Origin of the sequence: Micrococcus sp., assembly GCF_034179925.1 — a bacterium.
GTDB lineage: Bacteria > Actinomycetota > Actinomycetes > Actinomycetales > Micrococcaceae > Micrococcus.
On sequence record NZ_JAXFPG010000034.1, the window covers coordinates 15,298 to 34,352 of the forward strand.

General features: G+C 71.2%; 15 protein-coding genes and 1 tRNA gene. 12 read left to right on the forward strand and 4 right to left on the reverse strand.

Annotated elements, in window-relative coordinates; translation table 11 throughout:
* Nucleotides 1-77 precede the first annotated feature (77 nt).
* The gene (locus SPI96_RS07020) at nucleotides 78-755 is read right to left on the reverse strand and encodes a response regulator transcription factor (RefSeq protein ID WP_321081655.1); all 678 of its coding nucleotides are present in this window, start codon (nucleotides 753-755) and stop codon (nucleotides 78-80) included.
* A 117-nt stretch (nucleotides 756-872) separates the two neighbouring features.
* On the opposite strand from SPI96_RS07020, the gene SPI96_RS07025 reads away from it, so the two are divergent.
* The 3 genes from SPI96_RS07025 (at nucleotide 873) to SPI96_RS07035 (ending at nucleotide 3,806) form a co-directional block, all read left to right on the forward strand.
* Entirely contained in the window at nucleotides 873-1,679 is an 807-nt protein-coding gene (locus SPI96_RS07025) for a hypothetical protein (RefSeq protein WP_321081656.1), read from the forward strand.
* A 241-nt stretch (nucleotides 1,680-1,920) separates the two neighbouring features.
* Nucleotides 1,921-2,601, forward strand: a complete 681-nt coding sequence (locus tag SPI96_RS07030; RefSeq protein ID WP_321081657.1) for an FABP family protein — start codon at nucleotides 1,921-1,923, stop codon at nucleotides 2,599-2,601.
* Nucleotides 2,598-3,806: a folate-binding protein gene (locus SPI96_RS07035; protein ID WP_321081658.1), complete on the forward strand. Its 1,209-nt coding sequence runs from the start codon at nucleotides 2,598-2,600 to the stop codon at nucleotides 3,804-3,806. Before SPI96_RS07030 ends, SPI96_RS07035 begins: the two co-directional genes overlap by 4 nt.
* Nucleotides 3,807-3,886: 80 nt before the next feature.
* Here SPI96_RS07035 and SPI96_RS07040 read toward each other — a convergent pair whose 3' ends face one another.
* From SPI96_RS07040 to SPI96_RS07050, 3 genes are all read right to left on the reverse strand, one after another.
* Nucleotides 3,887-4,627, reverse strand: coding sequence for a hypothetical protein (locus SPI96_RS07040; protein WP_321081659.1), 741 nt, complete (start codon nucleotides 4,625-4,627; stop codon nucleotides 3,887-3,889).
* The gene (locus tag SPI96_RS07045; protein ID WP_321081660.1) at nucleotides 4,624-5,655 is read right to left on the reverse strand and encodes an ATP-dependent 6-phosphofructokinase; all 1,032 of its coding nucleotides are present in this window, start codon (nucleotides 5,653-5,655) and stop codon (nucleotides 4,624-4,626) included. The genes SPI96_RS07040 and SPI96_RS07045 overlap by 4 nt, the downstream gene beginning before the upstream one ends.
* Before the next feature lie 206 nt (nucleotides 5,656-5,861).
* On the reverse strand, nucleotides 5,862-7,073 hold the full coding sequence (locus SPI96_RS07050; RefSeq protein WP_321081661.1) for a pyridoxal phosphate-dependent aminotransferase: 1,212 nt from the start codon (nucleotides 7,071-7,073) through the stop codon (nucleotides 5,862-5,864).
* Between the two features lie 177 nt (nucleotides 7,074-7,250).
* Here SPI96_RS07050 and SPI96_RS07055 point away from each other — a divergent pair.
* From SPI96_RS07055 to SPI96_RS07095, 9 genes are all read left to right on the forward strand, one after another.
* A tRNA-Trp gene (locus tag SPI96_RS07055) sits at nucleotides 7,251-7,323 on the forward strand.
* Nucleotides 7,324-7,398: 75 nt separating this feature from the next.
* Nucleotides 7,399-7,650, forward strand: coding sequence for a preprotein translocase subunit SecE (secE, locus tag SPI96_RS07060; protein WP_321081669.1), 252 nt, complete (start codon nucleotides 7,399-7,401; stop codon nucleotides 7,648-7,650).
* A gap of 90 nt (nucleotides 7,651-7,740) precedes the next feature.
* On the forward strand, nucleotides 7,741-8,580 hold the full coding sequence (gene nusG / locus SPI96_RS07065; RefSeq protein WP_321081662.1) for a transcription termination/antitermination protein NusG: 840 nt from the start codon (nucleotides 7,741-7,743) through the stop codon (nucleotides 8,578-8,580).
* A 124-nt stretch (nucleotides 8,581-8,704) separates the two neighbouring features.
* Nucleotides 8,705-9,136, forward strand: a complete 432-nt coding sequence (rplK, locus tag SPI96_RS07070; RefSeq protein WP_321081663.1) for a 50S ribosomal protein L11 — start codon at nucleotides 8,705-8,707, stop codon at nucleotides 9,134-9,136.
* Nucleotides 9,137-9,212: 76 nt separating this feature from the next.
* Nucleotides 9,213-9,920 (forward strand): 50S ribosomal protein L1, encoded by a 708-nt coding sequence (gene rplA / locus SPI96_RS07075; RefSeq protein WP_321081664.1) that lies wholly within the window; start codon nucleotides 9,213-9,215, stop codon nucleotides 9,918-9,920.
* A 310-nt stretch (nucleotides 9,921-10,230) separates the two neighbouring features.
* On the forward strand, nucleotides 10,231-10,752 hold the full coding sequence (rplJ, locus tag SPI96_RS07080) for a 50S ribosomal protein L10 (protein ID WP_321081665.1): 522 nt from the start codon (nucleotides 10,231-10,233) through the stop codon (nucleotides 10,750-10,752).
* A gap of 63 nt (nucleotides 10,753-10,815) precedes the next feature.
* The gene (gene rplL, locus SPI96_RS07085; RefSeq protein ID WP_321081666.1) at nucleotides 10,816-11,202 is read left to right on the forward strand and encodes a 50S ribosomal protein L7/L12; all 387 of its coding nucleotides are present in this window, start codon (nucleotides 10,816-10,818) and stop codon (nucleotides 11,200-11,202) included.
* 268 nt (nucleotides 11,203-11,470) lie between these two features.
* The gene (gene rpoB / locus SPI96_RS07090) at nucleotides 11,471-14,977 is read left to right on the forward strand and encodes a DNA-directed RNA polymerase subunit beta (protein WP_321081667.1); all 3,507 of its coding nucleotides are present in this window, start codon (nucleotides 11,471-11,473) and stop codon (nucleotides 14,975-14,977) included.
* Nucleotides 14,978-15,053: 76 nt separating this feature from the next.
* The gene (locus SPI96_RS07095) at nucleotides 15,054-18,950 is read left to right on the forward strand and encodes a DNA-directed RNA polymerase subunit beta' (protein ID WP_321081670.1); all 3,897 of its coding nucleotides are present in this window, start codon (nucleotides 15,054-15,056) and stop codon (nucleotides 18,948-18,950) included.
* Nucleotides 18,951-19,055 lie beyond the last annotated feature (105 nt).

Here is a 19,055-nt window from a genome sequence, read left to right on the forward strand (position 1 = left end):
CAGGCCTACGCGCCGGGCCCAGGGTCCCGCTGGTCCCGGGCCGTCACTGGCCCCGCCGCCACCCCGCGTGCCGCGCCTCAGCCCTGTTCGGGGCCACCGGAGAAGCGGTATCCGACGTTGCGGACCGTCACGATCAGCTGTTCCCGGTCCGCGCCGAGCTTCGCCCGCAACCGCCGCACGTGCACATCCACGGTGCGGGTGCCGCCGAAGTAGTCCTGCCCCCACACGTCCTGGAGCAGCTGCTCCCGGCTGAACACCCGCCCGGGGCTCTGCGCGAGGTGCTTGAGCAGCTCGAACTCGCGGAACGTCAGGTTCAGCGGCCGCCCGTCCATGCTCGCCCGGTACCCGGCCGGGTCCACCTCCAGGCCGCCGGAGCGGATCGCCTCGTCCTCCCCGGCCCCGGTACCCGGCTCGGCGGAGAGCAACAGGCGCACCCGCGCGTCGACCTCCGCCGGGCTCGCCCCCGCCAGCACGACGTCGGCCAGGGACCACGCGGGGGAGACGGCCGTGAGCGCGCCCTCGGTGAGCACCGCCATCACCGGCACCCCCGGCACCAGGTCCGCCAGGGAGCGAGCCAGGGAGCGCGCCTCGGTCAGCGCCGTCGTCGCGTCCAGCAGGAAGGCCTCGGCCTCCGGGCGGGCTGCGGCCGCGGCGGCCCGGGGGGCGGCGCAGCGGACCTCGTGCCCCAGCAGGTCAAGGGCGGGCAGGACCTCCCCGGGGGAGGCCGCGCGGGTGAGCATCAGCAGGTGCGCCACCACGGTCTCCTCTCTGCCCGGACGCCCCGGCGGCCGTGCGCACGGGACCCTCCGAGGATAGCCAGGCCCCGGCACGGGCGTGCACGGTGTCGCCCGCCTGGCAAGATAGGCGGGGTGATGCGTCTGTCCATGGCCCTGAGCGCCGCCCTCGCCGCCGTCGTGCTCGGCGCGGCGCTGCTGCTGGGCCCGGGGGCGACGGCCCTGGCCGCCGTCGGCGTGATCGCCGTGATCGCCTGGGGCTGGCCCCGGCAGATGGGTGCCCCCGCCCGCCTTTCCCTGAGCATCGTGCTGCTGTGCGCCGGCGTGCTCTCCAGCGTGCTCATGCTCCTCTGGCCCACCCCGGGTGAAGGCCCCCGCACGGCTCTGCGCCTCCTCGACCCCCTCGCCGTGGTGCTCGCCTGGGGTGTGATCGCCGCGTTCGTGGTGCAGCTCGTGCGCGGCACCGGCCGCCCCCTGCGCCTGGAGTCCACCGTGGCCACCATGGGCGGCGTGCTGGCCTGCGGCATGACCGCCTGCTGGATCCCCCTGGCCCGCTACGCCGAGACCCCCCGCGCCGAGGGCCTCGGCGCGACCCTCGTGATCTCCCTGGTCGCGGTGTCCCTGCTGGGCCTGACCCCCTGGATGCAGGGCCGCCCCCGCGTGCTCGCCCTGGCGATGGTCCCGGCCTGCGCGCTCGCGGCCTGGCTGGTCTCGAGCCTGCTGGGGGCGGACCCGGCCGCCCAGACCCTGCACGCGCTGGCCGCGGCGGCGGTGGCCGGGCTCGTCTCCCTCACCGCGGCGGCCGCACCGTCGTCCCGGCCGCGCCCGGAGGACCAGCCGGTGGGCACCACCCTGCGCCCGCGCCGGGCCGGGTACGCCCTGGCCATGGCGCCGGTCGGGGCGGCCGGGGTCATCGGCCACGTCCTGCTCGCCCTGCTGGGCTGAGCGCGCCGGTCGGCGGGGGCCGGCCGAGGCTCCGCCGGGCGGTGACGGGGGTCACCGATCCGTCTCGGGGGGTTAGGATGGCGGGCATGGACTCCATCGTCGCAATCGAGATCTTCTTCATGGTCCTGGTCGTGCTGGCCGGGCTCGCCATGGCGGCCGTGGCGGCCGTCGTCGTCGGCGGACTGTTCAAGGGCCAGCGCTGAGTCGCGTGGCCCGGTGACGGGCCGCGCCGTGCATCACCATGGCCACTGAACTCCCCTACGACCTCACCCCCGAGCTCGCCCCGCTGTCCTGGCTGATCGGCTCCTGGGAGGGCCAGGGCCGTCTCGGCGACGGCACCGAGGGCACCGAGATCTTCTACCAGCGCGTGGACTTCACCGAGCACGGGCTCCCCTTCGTGGAGTACAGGGCCGAGTCCTGGCTCTGCGAGGCGGACGGCACGCTGCTCCGCCCGCTCACCGTGGAGACCGGGTTCTGGCAGGTGGACCGCCCCCGGCACGACGGCGACGTCGGCCCCGGCATGGTCCCCGCCGACCTCGTCCCCGCCTACCGCTCCGCCGAGGACGTCGAGTCCCTGCGCACCGAGCAGGACGACTTCCGGATCACCGCCACCATCGCCCACCCCGGGTCCATGGCTGAGCTCTACTACGGCCGGATCAAGGGCCCGCAGCTGCAGCTGACCATGGACTCCCTGCTGCGTGGGGCCGCGGCCGGCGAGTACCGCCGGGCCACCCGCATGGCGGGCCTGGTCAACGGGCAGCTGTTCTGGCGTTGGGATGCCTCCGCCGCAGACGAGGGCCAACTGGACGCCCACGCCTCCGCCATCCTGGACCGCATGCCGGACCCCACCGTGGGGCGTCTGGCCCCCGGTGCGCCCCGCCCCCGCGGTGGTGCCGCCCCGGAGCGCGGCTCCAGCGCATGAGTGCCGCGGCTGCCTCCCCGGCCCGCCGCAGCCCGCTGCTGGCCCCGCCGTTGACGGACCCGGGAGCCCCCGCCCACGGTGCGGTCGAAGCCTCCGGGCCGGAGGCCGGCGTCGCCGCGCACTACGGCCGGCCCGTGCCCGAGCAACGGGCTCTGGGCCGGGGCCGGGCGCTCGTGGACCTCTCGAGCCGCACCGTGCTCTCGGTGAGCGGGCCGGACCGGCTCGCCTGGCTGCACACCCTGAGCAGCCAGCACCTGGCCGACCTCACCCCGGGCACGAGCACGGAGGCGCTGTTCCTGGACGCCAATGGGCGCATCGAGACGGCGGTGCACCTGCTCGAGGACGGTGCCGCCGCCTGGCTGATCGTGGACGCCCCTCACGCCGAGGCGCTCACCGGCTGGCTGCGCTCCATGGTCTTCTCCCATGACGTCGTCCTCCGGGATCACTCCGCCGCGGTCGCCGTGGTGGGCGCGATGGCCCCGGTGCCCGGCTGGGAGGACCGCACCGTGTGGTTGGACCCGTGGCCCCAGGTGGCCGAGGGCGGCTGGTCCTACGGGGTCGCGCCTCAGGAGCACCCCGGGGCGGACTGGTCTTGGCGGGAGTACCTCGTGACCTGTGAGGATCTCGCCCGTACCGTCGCTGGCCTCGGTCAGGGGGAGCTGACCGGTTGGTCTCTGGCGGGCACGGAGGCCGCCGAGGCGCTGCGGATCGCCGCCGGCCGGCCGCGCCCGGCCCTCGACGCGGACGCGCGCGCCCTCCCGCACGAGCTGGACCTGCTGCGCACGGCCGTGCACCTGGCCAAGGGCTGCTACCGGGGCCAGGAGACCGTGGCCCGCGTGCACAATCTCGGCCGGCCTCCGCGTCGGCTGACCCAGCTGCTCCTGGACGGCAGCACCCACACGCTGCCGGAGGCCGGGGCCGCCGTCGTGGTGCGCCCGGACCCGGACACTCCGGAGGCTCGGGCCGCCGCCCGCCCGGTGGGCACGGTCACCAGTGCCGCCCGTCACCACGAGGCCGGGCCCGTGGCCCTGGCCCTGCTCAAGCGTGCCGTCCCCGTGGACGCTCCGCTGCTCGTGCGCGAGCAGGCGGCGCAGGGCGGGCAGCCGGCACCGGAGTCGTGGATCGCGGCCGCCCAGGAGCCGCTGGTCCTGCCCGAGGCCGGCCAGGTGGTCGGCCGCCCGGCCGGGTTGGGCCGCCGGCACTGAACTCCCCACACTGAACGCTCCGTGCTGAACGCCTCGCACTGAGCCCCCATCACTGAGAGCCCGGCACGGAGCAGGTCGGGTCAGTCCGGGCGGGTGAGCTCCAGCTCCAGCAGGGTCCCGGTGGGCACGAAGCCGGCGGCCAGGGCCGTGCGCTGGGCGGCCGGGTCGGCCGCGGGAGCCCGCACCTGCGGCACCAGCCCCTCGGTCCAGGCCAGGTCTGCCGCCACCGCGGCGGTGTAGGCGCCCAGGCCCCGGCCGCGGACCTCGGGACGCACGATCGCCCGCAGGTCTGCCAGCAGCCCCGCCTCCACGGTGTGCCCGGCTGCGGCGACGGGTGGGCCCGTGGGGTGTCCGTGGCCGTCGTCGGGTACGAGGGCCAGGGCGGCGTGCAACGCGTCCATCCCGGCGGCGGCGACGTCGTCGGCCGGGGTGCCGCGGAGCACCTCGGCCACGTGTGCGGGGTCGTGGGAGACCGCCACGTGCGCGGCCGGGTCGATCGGCGGGGGCTCCTCGAGGTGGAGCAGCACCTGTTCGCCCCGCGAGCGCGGCCCCCACGGGGCGCTCAGGCGCAGCAGGACGGTCTCCAGGGCGAGGACCTCTGGGTCCTGGTCCGCGGCAGCCCGCAGCACCGGTTCGGGGGCGCGCAGCACGGTGGCCGTGCCCAGTCGGAGCAGGGTCACCCGGGGTTCGTCGGCGGGAACGTCGAGGCGGCCGCCGTCCTGGGTGAGGTCGGCGAGCACCTGGTCGGGCAGCCCCAGACGGCGGCCCCAGGCCAGGGCCACCAGGTGCCGGACGTGGTCGTCGAGCGGGGCGGCGCTCACCGGCCGAACAGCACCTTGGCCTCGTTGTAGCGGGCGACGGGGACCTTCTTGAGGCCGGTGAGGGCGGCACTCATGGGGATCGTGATGATGTCCGTGCCCCGCGCCGCCACCATCTGGCCCCAGCGGCGTTCGGCGGCGAGGTCCACAGCGGCCATGCCGAAGCGGGTGGAGAGCACGCGGTCCCGAGCGGTGGGGGCTCCGCCGCGCTGGATGTGGCCGAGCACGGTGTTGCGGGTTTCGATCCCCGTCATCGCCTCGATCTCGCGGGTGACCCATTCGCCGATCCCGCCGAGGCGGGGGCGTCCGGAGGCTTCGACGCCGGCCTCGGCCAGCGGGTCGTCGTGGCCTTCGGGGATGAAGCCCTCGGCGACCACCACGAGCGGGGAGCGGCCCTTCTCGTGGACCTGGGTTGCCCAGTCGGCGACCTGCTCCATGGGGGTGCGGACCTCGGGGATGAGGATCGCGTGGGCGCCGGCGGCCATGCCTGAGTGCAGCGCGATCCAGCCGACGTGGCGTCCCATGACCTCGGCCACCATGCACCGGTGGTGGGACTCGCCGGTGGTGCGCAGGCGGTCCATGGCGTCGGTGGCGATCTGCACGGCGGTGTCGAAGCCGAAGGTGTAGTCGGTGCCCTGCAGGTCGTTGTCGATGGTCTTGGGCACACCCACCACGGGGAGCCCGTCCTGGGCGAGGCGGTTGGCCCCGGCCAGAGTGCCCTCGCCGCCGATCGCGATGACGGCGTCGAGGCCGAGCTCGGCGAGATTGCGCAGCAGGTTCTCGGGGCCGCCGCCGTCGGTGTCGTAGGGGTGGGTGCGGGAGGTGCCGATGATCGTGCCGCCCGTTCGGGCGAGGCCGCGCACGCGGGTGCGGGGGAGCTCCTCGATGTCCTTCTCGATGAGCCCGGCCCAGCCGTTGCGGATGCCCACCATCTCCATGTCGTATGTCTTGATGCCGTGGAGCACGGCGGCGCGGATCACGGCGTTCAGGCCGGGGCAGTCGCCGCCGGAGGTGAGCAGACCGACTCGCATGGGGTTTCCTCCTGGGGATGTGTCGACGGCGGACACTGCCCACCCTAGCGACGGCGGCCGGGCCGGTGTCAGGGGCGGTCACCCGCTCCCGTGCAGGGGCTCTCAGCCTGGGTGCCCTGCCCGGCCGGGCCCAGCTCGGTGTGGCCCGGCTGGGCCCAGCCCGGCCCAGCCCAATCCAGCTCAGTGCGGTGCGGTGCTGTGAGGCCTCACTCGGAGAGCAGCGCCCGGATGCGCTCGACGCCCTCGGCGAGGTCGTCGTCGCCCAGGGCGTAGGACAGGCGCAGGTAGCCCGAGGGTCCGAAGGCCTCGCCGGGCACCACGGCCACCTCGGCCTCGTCCAGGATGAACGCGGCCAGCTCGGCGGAGGTGGTGGGGGTGACGCCCCCGCGGTAGGTGCGCCCGAGCGCCTCGCGGACGTCCACGTAGGCGTAGAACGCTCCCTCCGGGGTGGGGCAGGAGAAGCCCGGCACCGCGTTGAGCCCGTCCACCATGGCGCGTCGGCGGCGGTCGAAGGCGGCCTTCATCTCCTCGACGGCGTCCAGTGGACCGGCGAGGGCAGCCAGGGCCGCGCGCTGGGACACGTTGGCCACGTTGGAGGTGGCGTGGGACTGCAGGTTCGTGGCGGCCTTGATGACGTCGAGCGGGCCGGCCATCCAGCCCACGCGCCAGCCGGTCATCGCGTAGGTCTTGGCGACGCCGTTGAGCACCACGGTCTGCTCGGCCAGTTCGGGGACGGCGCGGAGGATCGGGGTGAAGGGGACGCCGTCGTAGGTGAGGTGCTCGTAGATCTCGTCGGTGACCACCCACAGGCCCCGCTCGAGCGCCCACCGGCCGATCCGCTCGGTCTCCTCGGGGGAGTAGACGGCACCGGTCGGGTTGGAGGGGGAGACGAACAGCAGCACCTTGGTGTGTTCGGTGCAGGCGGCCTCGAGCTGCTCGGTGGTCACCTTGTAGCCCTGCTCGGGTCCGGCGAACACCTCGACGGCGGTGCCGCCGGCCAGGCGGACGGCCTCGGGGTAGGTGGTCCAGAAGGGGGCCGGGACCAGCACCTCGTCCTGCGGGTCCAGCAGCGCGGCGAAGGTGTTGTACACGGCCTGCTTGCCGCCGTTGGTGACGAGCACCTGGGCGGCCTCGATCTCCACACCGGAGTCGCGCAGGGTCTTGGCGGCGATGGCCTCGCGCAGCTCGGGCAGGCCTGCGGCGGGGGAGTAGCGGTGGTTGCGGGGGTCGCGGGCGGCCTCGACGGCGGCCTCCACGATGTAGTCCGGGGTAGGGAAGTCCGGTTCGCCGGCGCCGAAGCCGATCACGGGGCGGCCGGCGGCCTTGAGCTCCTTGGCCCTGGCGTCCACCGCGAGGGTGGCCGAGGGGGCGATCGCGGACAGTCGCGCCGAGACGCGACGGGCGGGAGCAGGAGACATGGGAGGGGTCCTCTCTGGGCGGCGGTGGTCGGGCCGCCGTGGCGACGACCTCCCCCAGCCTAATGACACTGCCCCAGGGGTCGGTTCGACTCGCCGCCGCCGATGGCGTATCCTGTTTCCTCGGTACCGCACACAACGGGCCGGGAGTGTTTCTCCGGGTCGGTCAGAGCGGTTCCTAGGGTAGTGGCGCAATTGGTAGCGCAGCGGTCTCCAAAACCGCAGGTTGCAGGTTCGAGTCCTGTCTGCCCTGCTCGGTGTCGGCCCGTCCGGCACATGACGCGTCGAGCGTCCCGGCGATCCGATCGAGTGAGGCCACGTGACTGAGATGGCGGCGACCGCGGGGGGTTCCACCCCCGAGCCCCGTGAACGGCGTCCTGGCCTCGTCGCGCGGATCGTGCTGTTCCTGCGTCAGGTGGTGGACGAGCTCCGCAAGGTCGTCACCCCCACGCGCGAGGAGTTGCTGCGCATGACCGGGGTGGTGCTCGCCTTCGTGGCGGTCATGATCCTGCTCGTCATGGGACTGGACTGGGTGTTCGGCACCCTGGCCCGGGTCCTCTTCGGGGCGTCCCCGGCCTGATCGGGCGCCGCGGCAGCCGGGCCGCCGCCGCCCCGCCCGTCGTGACCTTCCCGTCGGAGGGTCGTCCCCGTCAGCAGAAAGCAGGAACCCGTGTCGGAGCAGGAACTGGATCGTCAGGACGTCGTGGAGACCTCCGAGGCCGATGCCGCGCCCGAGCAGGCGGAGGCGATCGAGGACGCCCAGGGCCAGACCGTCCAGGAGGCGGACCTCGCGGCCGCCGAGGGCGAGTCGGGCGCCGTCGACGTGGAGGAGGCCCAGGCCCGCCTGGAGGCCGCCGAGGCCGAGCCCGCTGTGGACCCGGCCGAGGAGCTGCGCACCCGCCTGCGTCGCCAGCCGGGTGACTGGTACGTGGTGCACACCTACGCCGGCTACGAGAAGCGCGTGAAGACGAACCTCGAGGCCCGCATCCAGACCCAGGACATGGAGGACTCGATCTACGAGATCGAGGTCCCCATGGAGGAGGTCGTGGAGATCAAGAACACCACCCGCAAGATCGTCTCCCGGGTGCGCGTGCCCGGCTACGTGCTCGTGCGGATGGACCTCGACGACGCCTCGTGGGGCGTGGTGCGCCACACCTCCGGCGTCACCGGCTTCGTGGGCAACGACGCCCACCACCCGCAGCCGCTCACCCTGGACGAGGTCTACGACATGCTCGCCCCGTCCGTGATCCAGGAGGCCGCTCGGGCCGCGGAGAAGGCCGGCCTGGCCGTCCCGGCGGCCGCCGGCTCCGAGAACCCGGCTGCCCCGCAGATCCACGTGGACTTCGAGGTGGGCGAGTCCGTGACCGTCAACGACGGCCCCTTCGAGACCCTCCCGGCCACGATCTCCGAGATCAAGCCCGAGGCCCAGCAGCTCGTGGTGCTGGTCTCCATCTTCGAGCGCGAGACCCCGGTCACGCTCTCGTTCAACCAGGTGACCAAGGTCATCTGACCCAGTCTCCCGTCCCACGCCGGCCGCCTGCCGGCGGGGGACGGTCCGGCCGCCGCGCCACGGCGGCCACCGCCCGCGGTGCGCTCCTGCGCCACGGGTCCCCCAGTGAGAGAAGGATCCACTCATGGCTCCCAAGAAGAAGGTCTCCGGTCTGATCAAGCTTCAGATCCAGGCCGGCGCGGCCAACCCGGCCCCGCCCATCGGCCCGGCCCTCGGCCAGCACGGCGTGAACATCATGGAGTTCTGCAAGGCCTACAACGCCGCCACCGAGTCCCAGCGCGGCAATGTGGTCCCGGTCGAGATCACCGTGTACGAGGACCGCTCGTTCACCTTCATCACCAAGACCCCGCCCGCCGCCGAGCTCATCAAGAAGGCTGCCGGCGTGCAGAAGGGCTCCGCCACCCCGCACACCGCCAAGGTCGGCTCGCTGACCCAGGCCCAGTGCGAGGAGATCGCCCAGACCAAGATGGAGGACCTGAACGCCAACGACGTGCAGGCCGCCGCCAAGATCATCGCGGGCACCGCCCGCTCCATGGGCATCACCGTCCAGGGCTGACGCCCACCCCCACCTCTTTCCAGTGGCAGGGCCGAGCGCGGTCCGCAGACCACGACTGCACAAGGAGAAAACGCAGATGGCACAGCGCAGCAAGGCATACAAGGCGGCCAAGGCCGCGATCGGCGAGGGTGTGTACTCGCCGGCCCAGGCGATCAAGCTCGCCAAGGAGACCAACCCCTCCAAGACCGACGCCACCGTGGAGGTCGCCCTCCGCCTGTCGGTCGACCCCCGTAAGGCCGACCAGATGGTGCGCGGCTCCGTGTCGCTGCCCCACGGCACCGGCAAGACCGCCCGCGTGGTCGTGTTCGCCACCGGTGAGCGCGCCGAGGCCGCCCGTGCCGCGGGTGCCGACGTCGTGGGCGACGACGACCTGATCGCCCGCATCGCGGACGGCTGGGTGGACTTCGACGCCGCCGTGGCCTCCCCGGAGCTCATGGGCAAGGTCGGCCGCCTGGGCAAGGTGCTCGGCCCCCGCAACCTGATGCCGAACCCCAAGACCGGCACCGTGACCCCGGACGTGGCCAAGGCCGTGGCCGACATCAAGGGCGGCAAGATCGACTTCCGCGTCGACAAGCACGCCAACCTGCACTTCATCATCGGCAAGACCTCCTTCGAGGCCAAGGCCCTCGCGGAGAACTACGCCGCCGCTCTCGAGGAGGTCCTGCGTCTGAAGCCGGCCTCCTCCAAGGGCCGCTACATCTCCAAGGCCACCGTGGCCACCACGTTCGGCCCGGGCGTCGCCATGGACCCGAACGCCACCTCGGTGGACACCTCCGAGCTCTGATCCCGTCACCTCCTCGCGGAAGTGCACGACGCCGGCCGCTCGCCCTCATGGGGCGGGCGGCCGTTGTCGTGGGGGAGGGGTGCGCGGGTGTGGTACGCTGGTTGAACCGAAGACCGCCGGTCGCGTGCGCCCTCCCGAGGGTGAACGCCGAAGGCCCTCCTCATGGAGGCGGCCCGCGCAGGTGATGCTGAGCCCATGCTGGCGCTGTCCCCGTGACGCCGCCCGGTCATGCCGCGCCCCGTGCACCTGCACGGGGCGTTTTCCATGTGCGGGCCGGGGCGGTCCCCCCGAACCCATCGAGAGGAGTGCCATGGCGACGTCCGCGAAGGAGTCGGCGGTGGCGGAGCTCACGGACCTGTTCCGCGAGTCCAGCGCCGCTGTCCTGACGGAATACCGTGGCCTGACGGTGTCCGAGCTCAAGCAGCTCCGTGACTCCATCCGTCAGGACGCGACCTACGCCGTGGCGAAGAACACGCTCGCCGAGATCGCGGCGAAGGAAGCCGGCGTGGAGGGCCTCGAGGCCTCCCTGGCCGGCCCCACCGCGATCGCGTTCGTGACCGGTGACCCGGTCAACGTCGCGAAGGCTCTGCGTGACTTCGCCAAGGACCACGAGAAGCTCGTGCTCAAGGGCGGCTACATGGATGGCCAGCCCCTGGACGAGGCCGGGATCAGGAAGCTCGCGGACCTCGAGTCCCGCGACGTCCTGCTGGCCAAGTTCGCCGGCGCGATGAAGGGCAGCATGTCCAAGGCTGCCGCCCTGTTCCAGGCCCCGCTGTCGAAGACCGCCCGCACGGTCGAGGCCCTCCGGGCCCAGCAGGACCAGGCTGCCTGACGCAGTCCCCCCGGGCTGCACGGCCCACCCACGTCATACGTACAGACACGTAAAGGAGCCATCATGGCCAAGCTGACCACCGAAGAGCTGCTCGCCGCGTTCGAGGAGCTGACCCTCATCGAGCTGTCCGAGTTCATCAAGGCGTTCGAGGAGAAGTTCGACGTCACCGCCGCCGCCCCCGTGGCCATGGCCGCCGCCGGCGCCCCCGCCGCCGGTGGTGCCGACGCCGCCGAGGAGAAGGACGAGTTCGACGTCATCCTCGAGTCCGCCGGCGACAAGAAGATCGGCGTCATCAAGGAGGTGCGCGCCCTGACCTCCCTCGGTCTGAAGGAGGCCAAGGACCTCGTCGACGGTGCCCCCAAGCCGATCCTCGAGGGCGTCAACAAGGAGACCGCCGAGAAGGCCAAGGAGCAGCTCGAGGGCGCTGGCGCCACCATCACCCTCAAGTGATGCGTGCGGCCTGAGCCGCGCCTGATCTGCTCGAGAGCCCCCGTCATCCCGCGTCAGCGGGGCGGCGGGGGCTCTCGTCGTCGCGCGGACTGGACGCCGGAGCGGGCAGGGGTTAAGATGGATGTTTGCACCTCCCCTGTCCCAGTGCGCCCAGAAACGGGATCGGACGGGAGGGACCGTGCGGCCTTCATATGGCGGTGGGCCCGGTCCTGTACCTCGCGCCGGGGGAGGCGGAACCGGAACCTGCAGCCCTGTGGAAGGATCCTACGTGGTCGCCTCGAGCACCTCCAACGAAACCGCTACTGTCTCCCCGCGATCCGGCGCCTCCGCCGGCCGCATCTCCTTCGCCAAGATCCACGAGCCGCTCGATGTGCCGGATCTGCTGGCCCTGCAGACGGAGTCGTTCGACCGCCTCGTGGGGAACGAGCGGTGGCTGGCCCGTGTCGACGCCGCCCTGGCTGCGGACGACCACTCGGTCTCCACCACGTCGGGCCTGACCGACATCTTCGAGGAGATCTCCCCGATCGAGGACTTCCAGGGCACCATGTCCCTGTCCTTCTCCGACCCGGAGTTCGCCGACGCGAAGATGACGGAGGAGGAGTGCAAGGACCGCGACGCGACCTTCGCCGCCCCGCTGTACGTCAAGGCCGAGTTCATGAACAACACGACCGGCGAGATCAAGCAGCAGACCGTCTTCATGGGCGACTTCCCGCTCATGACCCGCAACGGCACGTTCATCATCAACGGCACCGAGCGCGTCGTCGTGTCCCAGCTCGTGCGCTCCCCGGGCGCGTACTTCGAGCGCACCCCGGACAAGACCTCCGACAAGGAGATCTTCACCGCCAAGATCATCCCCTCCCGCGGCGCCTGGTTCGAGCTCGAGGTGGACAAGCGCGACCAGGTCGGCGTCCGCCTCGACCGCAAGCGCAAGCAGCCGGTGACCGTGCTGCTCAAGGCCATGGGCTGGACCGAGTCCCGCATCCTCGAGGAGTTCGGCCAGTACGACTCCATCCGCGCCACCCTCGAGAAGGACGGCACCGCGGATCAGAACGAGGCCCTGCTCGACATCTACCGCAAGCTGCGCCCGGGCGAGCCCGCCGCCGTCGACGCCGCGCAGACGCTGCTGAACAACCTGTACTTCACCCCCAAGCGCTACGACCTCGCCAAGGTGGGCCGCTACAAGCTCAACCGCAAGCTGGGTGTGGACGTGCACCTGGGCGACCCCAACGCCTCCGTGCTCACCGAGGACGACATCGTCCAGATGGTGCACTTCATCGCCGCGCTGCACGCCGGCGAGAAGTCCATCACCGGCCGCCGCGACGGCGAGGACGTGGACGTGCGCGTCGAGATCGACGACATCGACCACTTCGGCAACCGCCGCATCCGCGCCGTGGGCGAGCTGATCGAGAACCAGATCCGCACCGGCCTGTCCCGCATGGAGCGCGTCGTGCGCGAGCGCATGACCACCCAGGACGTCGAGGCGATCACCCCGCAGACCCTGATCAACATCCGCCCCGTGGTGGCGGCGATCAAGGAGTTCTTCGGCACCTCCCAGCTGTCCCAGTTCATGGACCAGAACAACCCGCTGGCGGGTCTGACGCACAAGCGTCGTCTGTCCGCGCTGGGCCCGGGCGGCCTCTCCCGCGACCGTGCGGGCATGGAGGTGCGCGACGTGCACCCCTCGCACTACGGCCGCATGTGCCCCATCGAGACCCCTGAAGGCCCGAACATCGGCCTCATCGGTTCGCTGGCGACCTTCGGGCGCATCAACCCGTTCGGCTTCATCGAGACCCCGTACCGCCGGGTCGTGGACGGCCGCGTCACCGACACCGTGGACTACCTGACCGCGGATGACGAGCTCGAGTTCCAGATCGCCCAGGCCAACGCGCCGGTGGACGAGGACGGCCGCTTCGTCGAGGAGCTCGTGCTCTGCCGTCAGCGCGGCGGCGGCGGCGAGCCCGTGCTGTCCACCGTGGACGACATCGACTACATGGACGTCTCCCCGCGCCAGATGGTGTCTGCGGCGACCGCTCTGATCCCGTTCCTCGAGCACGACGACGCCAACCGCGCGCTCATGGGCGCGAACATGCAGCGTCAGGCCGTGCCGCTGCTCCAGTCCGAGGCCCCCTACGTGGGCACCGGCATGGAGAAGTACGTGGCCGTGGACGCCGGCGACTCCGTCACCGCCGTCCAGCCCGGCGTCGTGACCGAGGTGGCCGCGGACCTGGTGACCGTCATGAACGACGACGGCACCACCACGCACTACCCGATCATGAAGTTCTCCCGCTCCAACCAGGGCAACGCGTACAACCAGCGGGTGCGCGTGTCCGAGGGCGACCGTGTGGAGAAGCTCTCGATCATCGCCGACGGCCCGGCCACCGACCAGGGCGAGCTCGCGCTCGGCAAGAACCTGCTCGTGGCGTTCATGCCCTGGGAGGGTCTGAACTACGAGGACGCGATCATCCTGTCCCAGCGCATGGTCTCCGAGGACGTCCTCACCTCGATCCACATCGAGGAGCACGAGGTCGACGCCCGCGACACCAAGCTGGGCGCCGAGGAGATCACCCGGGACATCCCCAACGTGTCCGAGGAGGTGCTGTCCCAGCTCGACGAGCGCGGCATCATCCACATCGGCGCCGAGGTGGAGGCCGGCGACATCCTGGTCGGCCGTGTGACCCCGAAGGGCGAGACCGAGCTGACCCCGGAGGAGCGCCTGCTGCGCGCGATCTTCGGCGAGAAGTCCCGCGAGGTGCGCGACACCTCCCTGAAGGTGCCCCACGGCGAGTCCGGCACGGTCATCGGCGTGCGCATCTTCGACCGCGACGAGGACGACGACCTGCCCCCGGGCGTGAACCAGCTGGTGCGTGTCTACGTGGCCCAGAAGCGCAAGATCACCGACGGCGACAAGATGGCCGGCCGCCACGGCAACAAGGGCGTCATCTCCAAGATCCTGCCGCTTGAGGACATGCCGTTCCTGGCGGACGGCACGCCGGTCGACGTCGTGCTGAACCCGCTGGGCGTGCCCGGCCGAATGAACCTCGGCCAGGTCATGGAGATCCACCTCGGCTGGGCCGCCTCCCGCGGCTGGGACATCGAGGGCGAGCCCGAGTGGATCAAGGACCTGCCGAACTTCCCGCGGCAGTCCGGCCCCGTGAACGTCGCCACCCCGGTGTTCGATGGCGCGGAGGCGGAGGAGATCACCGGTCTGCTCGGCCACGTGAACAAGACGCGGGACGGCGACCGCCTCATGGGCGTCAACGGCAAGGCGCAGCTGTTCGATGGCCGCACCGGCGAGCCGTTCCCGGACCCGATCTCGGTCGGCTACATGTACATGCTGAAGCTGCACCACCTCGTGGACGACAAGATCCACGCGCGGTCCACCGGCCCGTACTCGATGATCACGCAGCAGCCGCTGGGCGGAAAGGCCCAGTTCGGCGGCCAGCGCTTCGGCGAGATGGAGGTGTGGGCGCTCGAGGCGTACGGCGCCGCGTTCACCCTCCAGGAGCTGCTGACCATCAAGTCGGACGACATCCACGGCCGCGTCAAGGTGTACGAGGCGATCGTGAAGGGCGAGAACATCCCCGAGCCGGGCGTTCCGGAGTCCTTCAAGGTGCTCATCAAGGAGATGCAGTCCCTGTGCCTGGACGTGGAGGTGCTCTCCGCGGACGGCCAGACCATCGAGATGCGCGATGCGGAGGACGAGACCTACCGCGCCGCCGAGGAGCTGGGCATCGACCTCTCCCACGCCGAGCCCAGCTCGGTCGAGGAAGTCTGAGCCCTCTTCATCTCCCACAGACGTCACCTGAGAACCACTGAACTGAGGAGTTCACCGGAGCATGACCGTGAACAGCATGTCCACTGACAACTCTTTCGGCCTGATGCGCATCGGCCTGGCCACGGCGGAGGACATCCGCCGCTGGTCCTACGGCGAGGTGAAGAAGCCCGAGACCATCAACTACCGCACCCTGAAGCCGGAGAAGGACGGGCTCTTCTGCGAGAAGATCTTCGGCCCGACCCGTGACTGGGAGTGCGCCTGCGGCAAGTACAAGCGCGTGCGCTTCAAGGGCATCATCTGCGAGCGCTGCGGCGTCGAGGTGACCCGCTCCAAGGTGCGCCGTGAGCGCATGGGCCACATCGAGCTGGCCGCGCCCGTGACCCACATCTGGTACTTCAAGGGCGTGCCCTCGCGCCTGGGGTACCTGCTGGACCTGGCCCCGAAGGACCTCGAGAAGGTCATCTACTTCGCGGCGTACATGATCACGTCCGTGGACGAGGAGGCCCGTCACCGGGACCTGCCGAACCTGCAGGCGGAGCACGACCAGGAGACCCGTGTCCTGGCGGATCAGCGCGACGCCGACATCGCCGCCGTCGCCGCGGACCTGGAGAAGGACCTCGCCAAGCTCGAGGCCGAGGGCGCCAAGGCGGCCGAGAAGAAGAAGGCCCGTGACGCCGCGGACAAGACCATGGCGCAGATCCGCAAGCGCGCGGACGCGGAGCTGGACCGCAAGGAGCAGGTCTGGGACCGCTTCAAGAACCTCAAGGTCGCCGACCTCGAGGGCGACGAGGGCCTGTACCGCGCCATGCGGGACAAGTTCGGTCAGTACTTCGAGGGCTCCATGGGCGCCGAGGCGATCCAGAAGCGTCTGCAGACCTTCGACCTCGAGGCCGAGTCCGCGATGCTGCGCGAGACCATCCAGACCGGCAAGGGCCAGCGCAAGACCCGCGCCCTGAAGCGTCTGAAGGTGGTCAACGCGTTCCTCACCACGGACAACTCGCCCGAGGGCATGGTCCTGGACGCCGTCCCGGTGATCCCGCCGGAGCTGCGCCCGATGGTCCAGCTCGACGGCGGCCGGTTCGCGACCTCGGACCTCAACGACCTCTACCGTCGTGTGATCAACCGCAACAACCGCCTGAAGCGCCTGCTGGACCTCGGTGCGCCCGAGATCATCGTGAACAACGAGAAGCGCATGCTCCAGGAGGCCGTGGACTCCCTGTTCGACAACGGCCGTCGCGGCCGTCCGGTCACCGGGCCGGGTAACCGCCCGCTGAAGTCGCTGTCGGACATGCTCAAGGGCAAGCAGGGCCGCTTCCGTCAGAACCTGCTCGGCAAGCGTGTGGACTACTCGGGCCGTTCGGTCATCGTGGTGGGTCCGCAGCTGAAGCTGCACCAGTGCGGCCTGCCCAAGCAGATGGCGCTCGAGCTGTTCAAGCCGTTCGTGATGAAGCGCCTGGTGGACCTCAACCACGCCCAGAATGTGAAGTCCGCCAAGCGCATGGTGGAGCGTTTCCGCCCGCAGGTGTGGGACGTGCTCGAGGAGGTCATCTCCGAGCACCCGGTGCTGCTCAACCGTGCACCCACCCTGCACCGTCTGGGTATCCAGGCGTTCGAGCCGCAGCTGGTCGAGGGCAAGGCCCTGCAGCTGCACCCGCTGGTGTGCTCGGCGTTCAACGCGGACTTCGACGGCGACCAGATGGCCGTGCACCTGCCGCTGTCCCCGGAGGCCCAGGCTGAGGCGCGTCTGCTGATGCTCTCGAGCCACAACATCCTGAAGCCCTCGGATGGCCGCGCCGTGGCCGTTCCGGCTCAGGACATGATCATCGGCCTGAACCACCTCACCACGGTGCGCGAGGACGCCGAGGGCGCCGGCCGCCACTTCGGCACCGTCGCGGAGGCCATCATGGCCTTCGACGCCGGCTCGCTGCACCTGAACGCTCCGGCGACGATCGGCGTCGAGGGCTTCGTGCCCTCGGAGGCCGTGCCGGCGCCGGAGGGCTGGTCCGAGGGCGAGACCGCCCTGATCGAGACCACCCTGGGCAAGGTCATCTTCAACGAGCTGCTGCCGGCGGACTACCCGTGGCTGGACACCCAGGCCACCAAGGGCACCCTCGGCCAGCTGGTCAACGACCTCGCCGAGCGCTACCCGATGGTGGTCACCGCCCAGACCCTCGACAACCTCAAGGACGCGGGCTTCCACTGGGGCACCTGGTCCGGTGTGACCGTGGCGATCTCGGACATCACGTCCGACTTCGACAAGGCCTCCATCATGGAGGGCTACGAGGAGCAGGCCCAGCGCGTCCAGGCCCAGTACGACAAGGGTCTGATCGCGGACGACGAGCGCCGCTCCGAGCTGATCGACATCTGGAACAAGGCCACCGACGAGGTCGCCGCGGCCATGAAGGACGGGCTCTCGAAGCTCAACACCATCAACCGCATGGTGTCCTCGGGCGCCCGAGGCAACTGGCTGCAGGTGCGTCAGATCGCGGGCATCCGTGGCCTGGTGGCCAACCCGAAGGGTGAGATCATCCCGCACCCGATCAAGTCCTCCTACCGTGAGGGCCTGTCGGTGCTGGAGTACTTCTCCGCGACCCACGGCGCCCGCAAGGGCCTGGCGGACACCGCCCTGAAGACGGCGAACTCGGGCTACCTGACCCGTCGTCTGGTGGATGTGTCCCAGGACGTGATCGTGCGCGAGGAGGACTGCGGCACCAGCCGCGGCCTGACCGTGACGATCGCCGTGCCGAACGCCGACGGCGAGCTCGTGCCCCACGAGCAGGTCGAGAACTCCGCGTTCGCCCGGACCCTGGCCCAGTCGGTCGTCGCCGAGGACGGCACGGTGCTGGCCGAGGCCGGCGCGGACGTGGGCGACGTGCTGATCGGTGAGCTCGTGGCTGCCGGCATCTCCGAGATCAAGGTCCGCTCCGTGCTGACCTGTGAGTCCCCGGTGGGCACCTGCGCCAAGTGCTACGGCCGCTCCATGGCTACCGGCCAGCTGGTGGACATCGGTGAGGCCGTGGGTATCATCGCCGCTCAGTCGATCGGTGAGCCCGGCACCCAGCTGACGATGCGCACGTTCCACACCGGTGGTGTGGCCTCTGCGGACGACATCACCCAGGGTCTGCCCCGTATCCAGGAGCTCTTCGAGGCGCGCACCCCCAAGGGTGTCGCCCCGATCTCCGAGGTGGCCGGCCGTGTGCGGATCGAGGACACCGACGCCTCGGTGCGCCTGGTCCTCACCCCGGACGACGGCTCCGAGGAGATCGCCTACCCGGTGCTGCGCCGTGCGCGTCTGCTCGTGGAGGACGGCGAGCACGTGGCCGTGGGCACCCAGCTCGTGGCCGGTGCGGTGGACCCGAAGCAGGTGCTGCGCGTGCTCGGCCCGCGGGCTGCCCAACGGTTCCTCGTCTCCGAGGTCCAGGACGTGTACCAGTCCCAGGGCGTGGGCATCCACGACAAGCACGTGGAGGTCATCGTCCGCCAGATGCTGCGCCGCATCACCGTCATCGAGTCGGGTGAGACTGACCTGCTTCCTGGTGAGCTCACGGACCGTGCACGCTTCGTGGCCGCCAACCGGGCCGCTGTCGCCGAGGGCCGCCAGCCGGCTTCCGGCCGTGACGAGCTCATGGGCATCACGAAGGCCTCGCTGGCCACCGACTCGTGGCTGTCCGCCGCGTCCTTCCAGGAGACGACCCGCGTGCTCACGCAGGCCGCCATGGAGGGCAAGGAGGATCCGCTGCTGGGCCTGAAGGAGAACGTGATCATCGGCAAGCTGATCCCGGCCGGCACCGGCCTGGATCGCTATACCAAGACGGTGGTGGAGCCCACCGAGGAGGCCAAGGCGAACCTGTTCGCCACGCCGGTGGGCTTCGCGGACTTCGACTACCCGGGTCTGGACCAGCCGCTCGGTGACACCGACTTCCACGCGGTGTCCCTGGACGACTACGGGCGCGGCGGTGACTTCCGCGCCTGACCGGCTTCGCCGGTGACACATCGGGGCGCCCCCCCGCGTCGGGCCGCGGGGGGCCCCCGGGGGGGGGGGGGGTGGCGGGCGGGGGGCACACCGGCCGGACCAGGA

Coding starts and splice junctions, on each gene's coding strand:
- SPI96_RS07025 (WP_321081656.1), top strand. CDS start 873: ATGCGTCTGTCCATGGCCCTGAGCGCCGCCCTCGCCGCCGTCGTGCTC.
- SPI96_RS07030 (WP_321081657.1), top strand. CDS start 1,921: ATGGCCACTGAACTCCCCTACGACCTCACCCCCGAGCTCGCCCCGCTG.
- SPI96_RS07035 (WP_321081658.1), top strand. CDS start 2,598: ATGAGTGCCGCGGCTGCCTCCCCGGCCCGCCGCAGCCCGCTGCTGGCC.
- SPI96_RS07045 (WP_321081660.1), bottom strand. CDS start 5,655: ATGCGAGTCGGTCTGCTCACCTCCGGCGGCGACTGCCCCGGCCTGAAC.
- SPI96_RS07050 (WP_321081661.1), bottom strand. CDS start 7,073: ATGTCTCCTGCTCCCGCCCGTCGCGTCTCGGCGCGACTGTCCGCGATC.
- secE (WP_321081669.1), top strand. CDS start 7,399: ATGGCGGCGACCGCGGGGGGTTCCACCCCCGAGCCCCGTGAACGGCGT.
- rplK (WP_321081663.1), top strand. CDS start 8,705: ATGGCTCCCAAGAAGAAGGTCTCCGGTCTGATCAAGCTTCAGATCCAG.
- rplA (WP_321081664.1), top strand. CDS start 9,213: ATGGCACAGCGCAGCAAGGCATACAAGGCGGCCAAGGCCGCGATCGGC.
- rplJ (WP_321081665.1), top strand. CDS start 10,231: ATGGCGACGTCCGCGAAGGAGTCGGCGGTGGCGGAGCTCACGGACCTG.
- rplL (WP_321081666.1), top strand. CDS start 10,816: ATGGCCAAGCTGACCACCGAAGAGCTGCTCGCCGCGTTCGAGGAGCTG.
- SPI96_RS07095 (WP_321081670.1), top strand. CDS start 15,054: ATGTCCACTGACAACTCTTTCGGCCTGATGCGCATCGGCCTGGCCACG.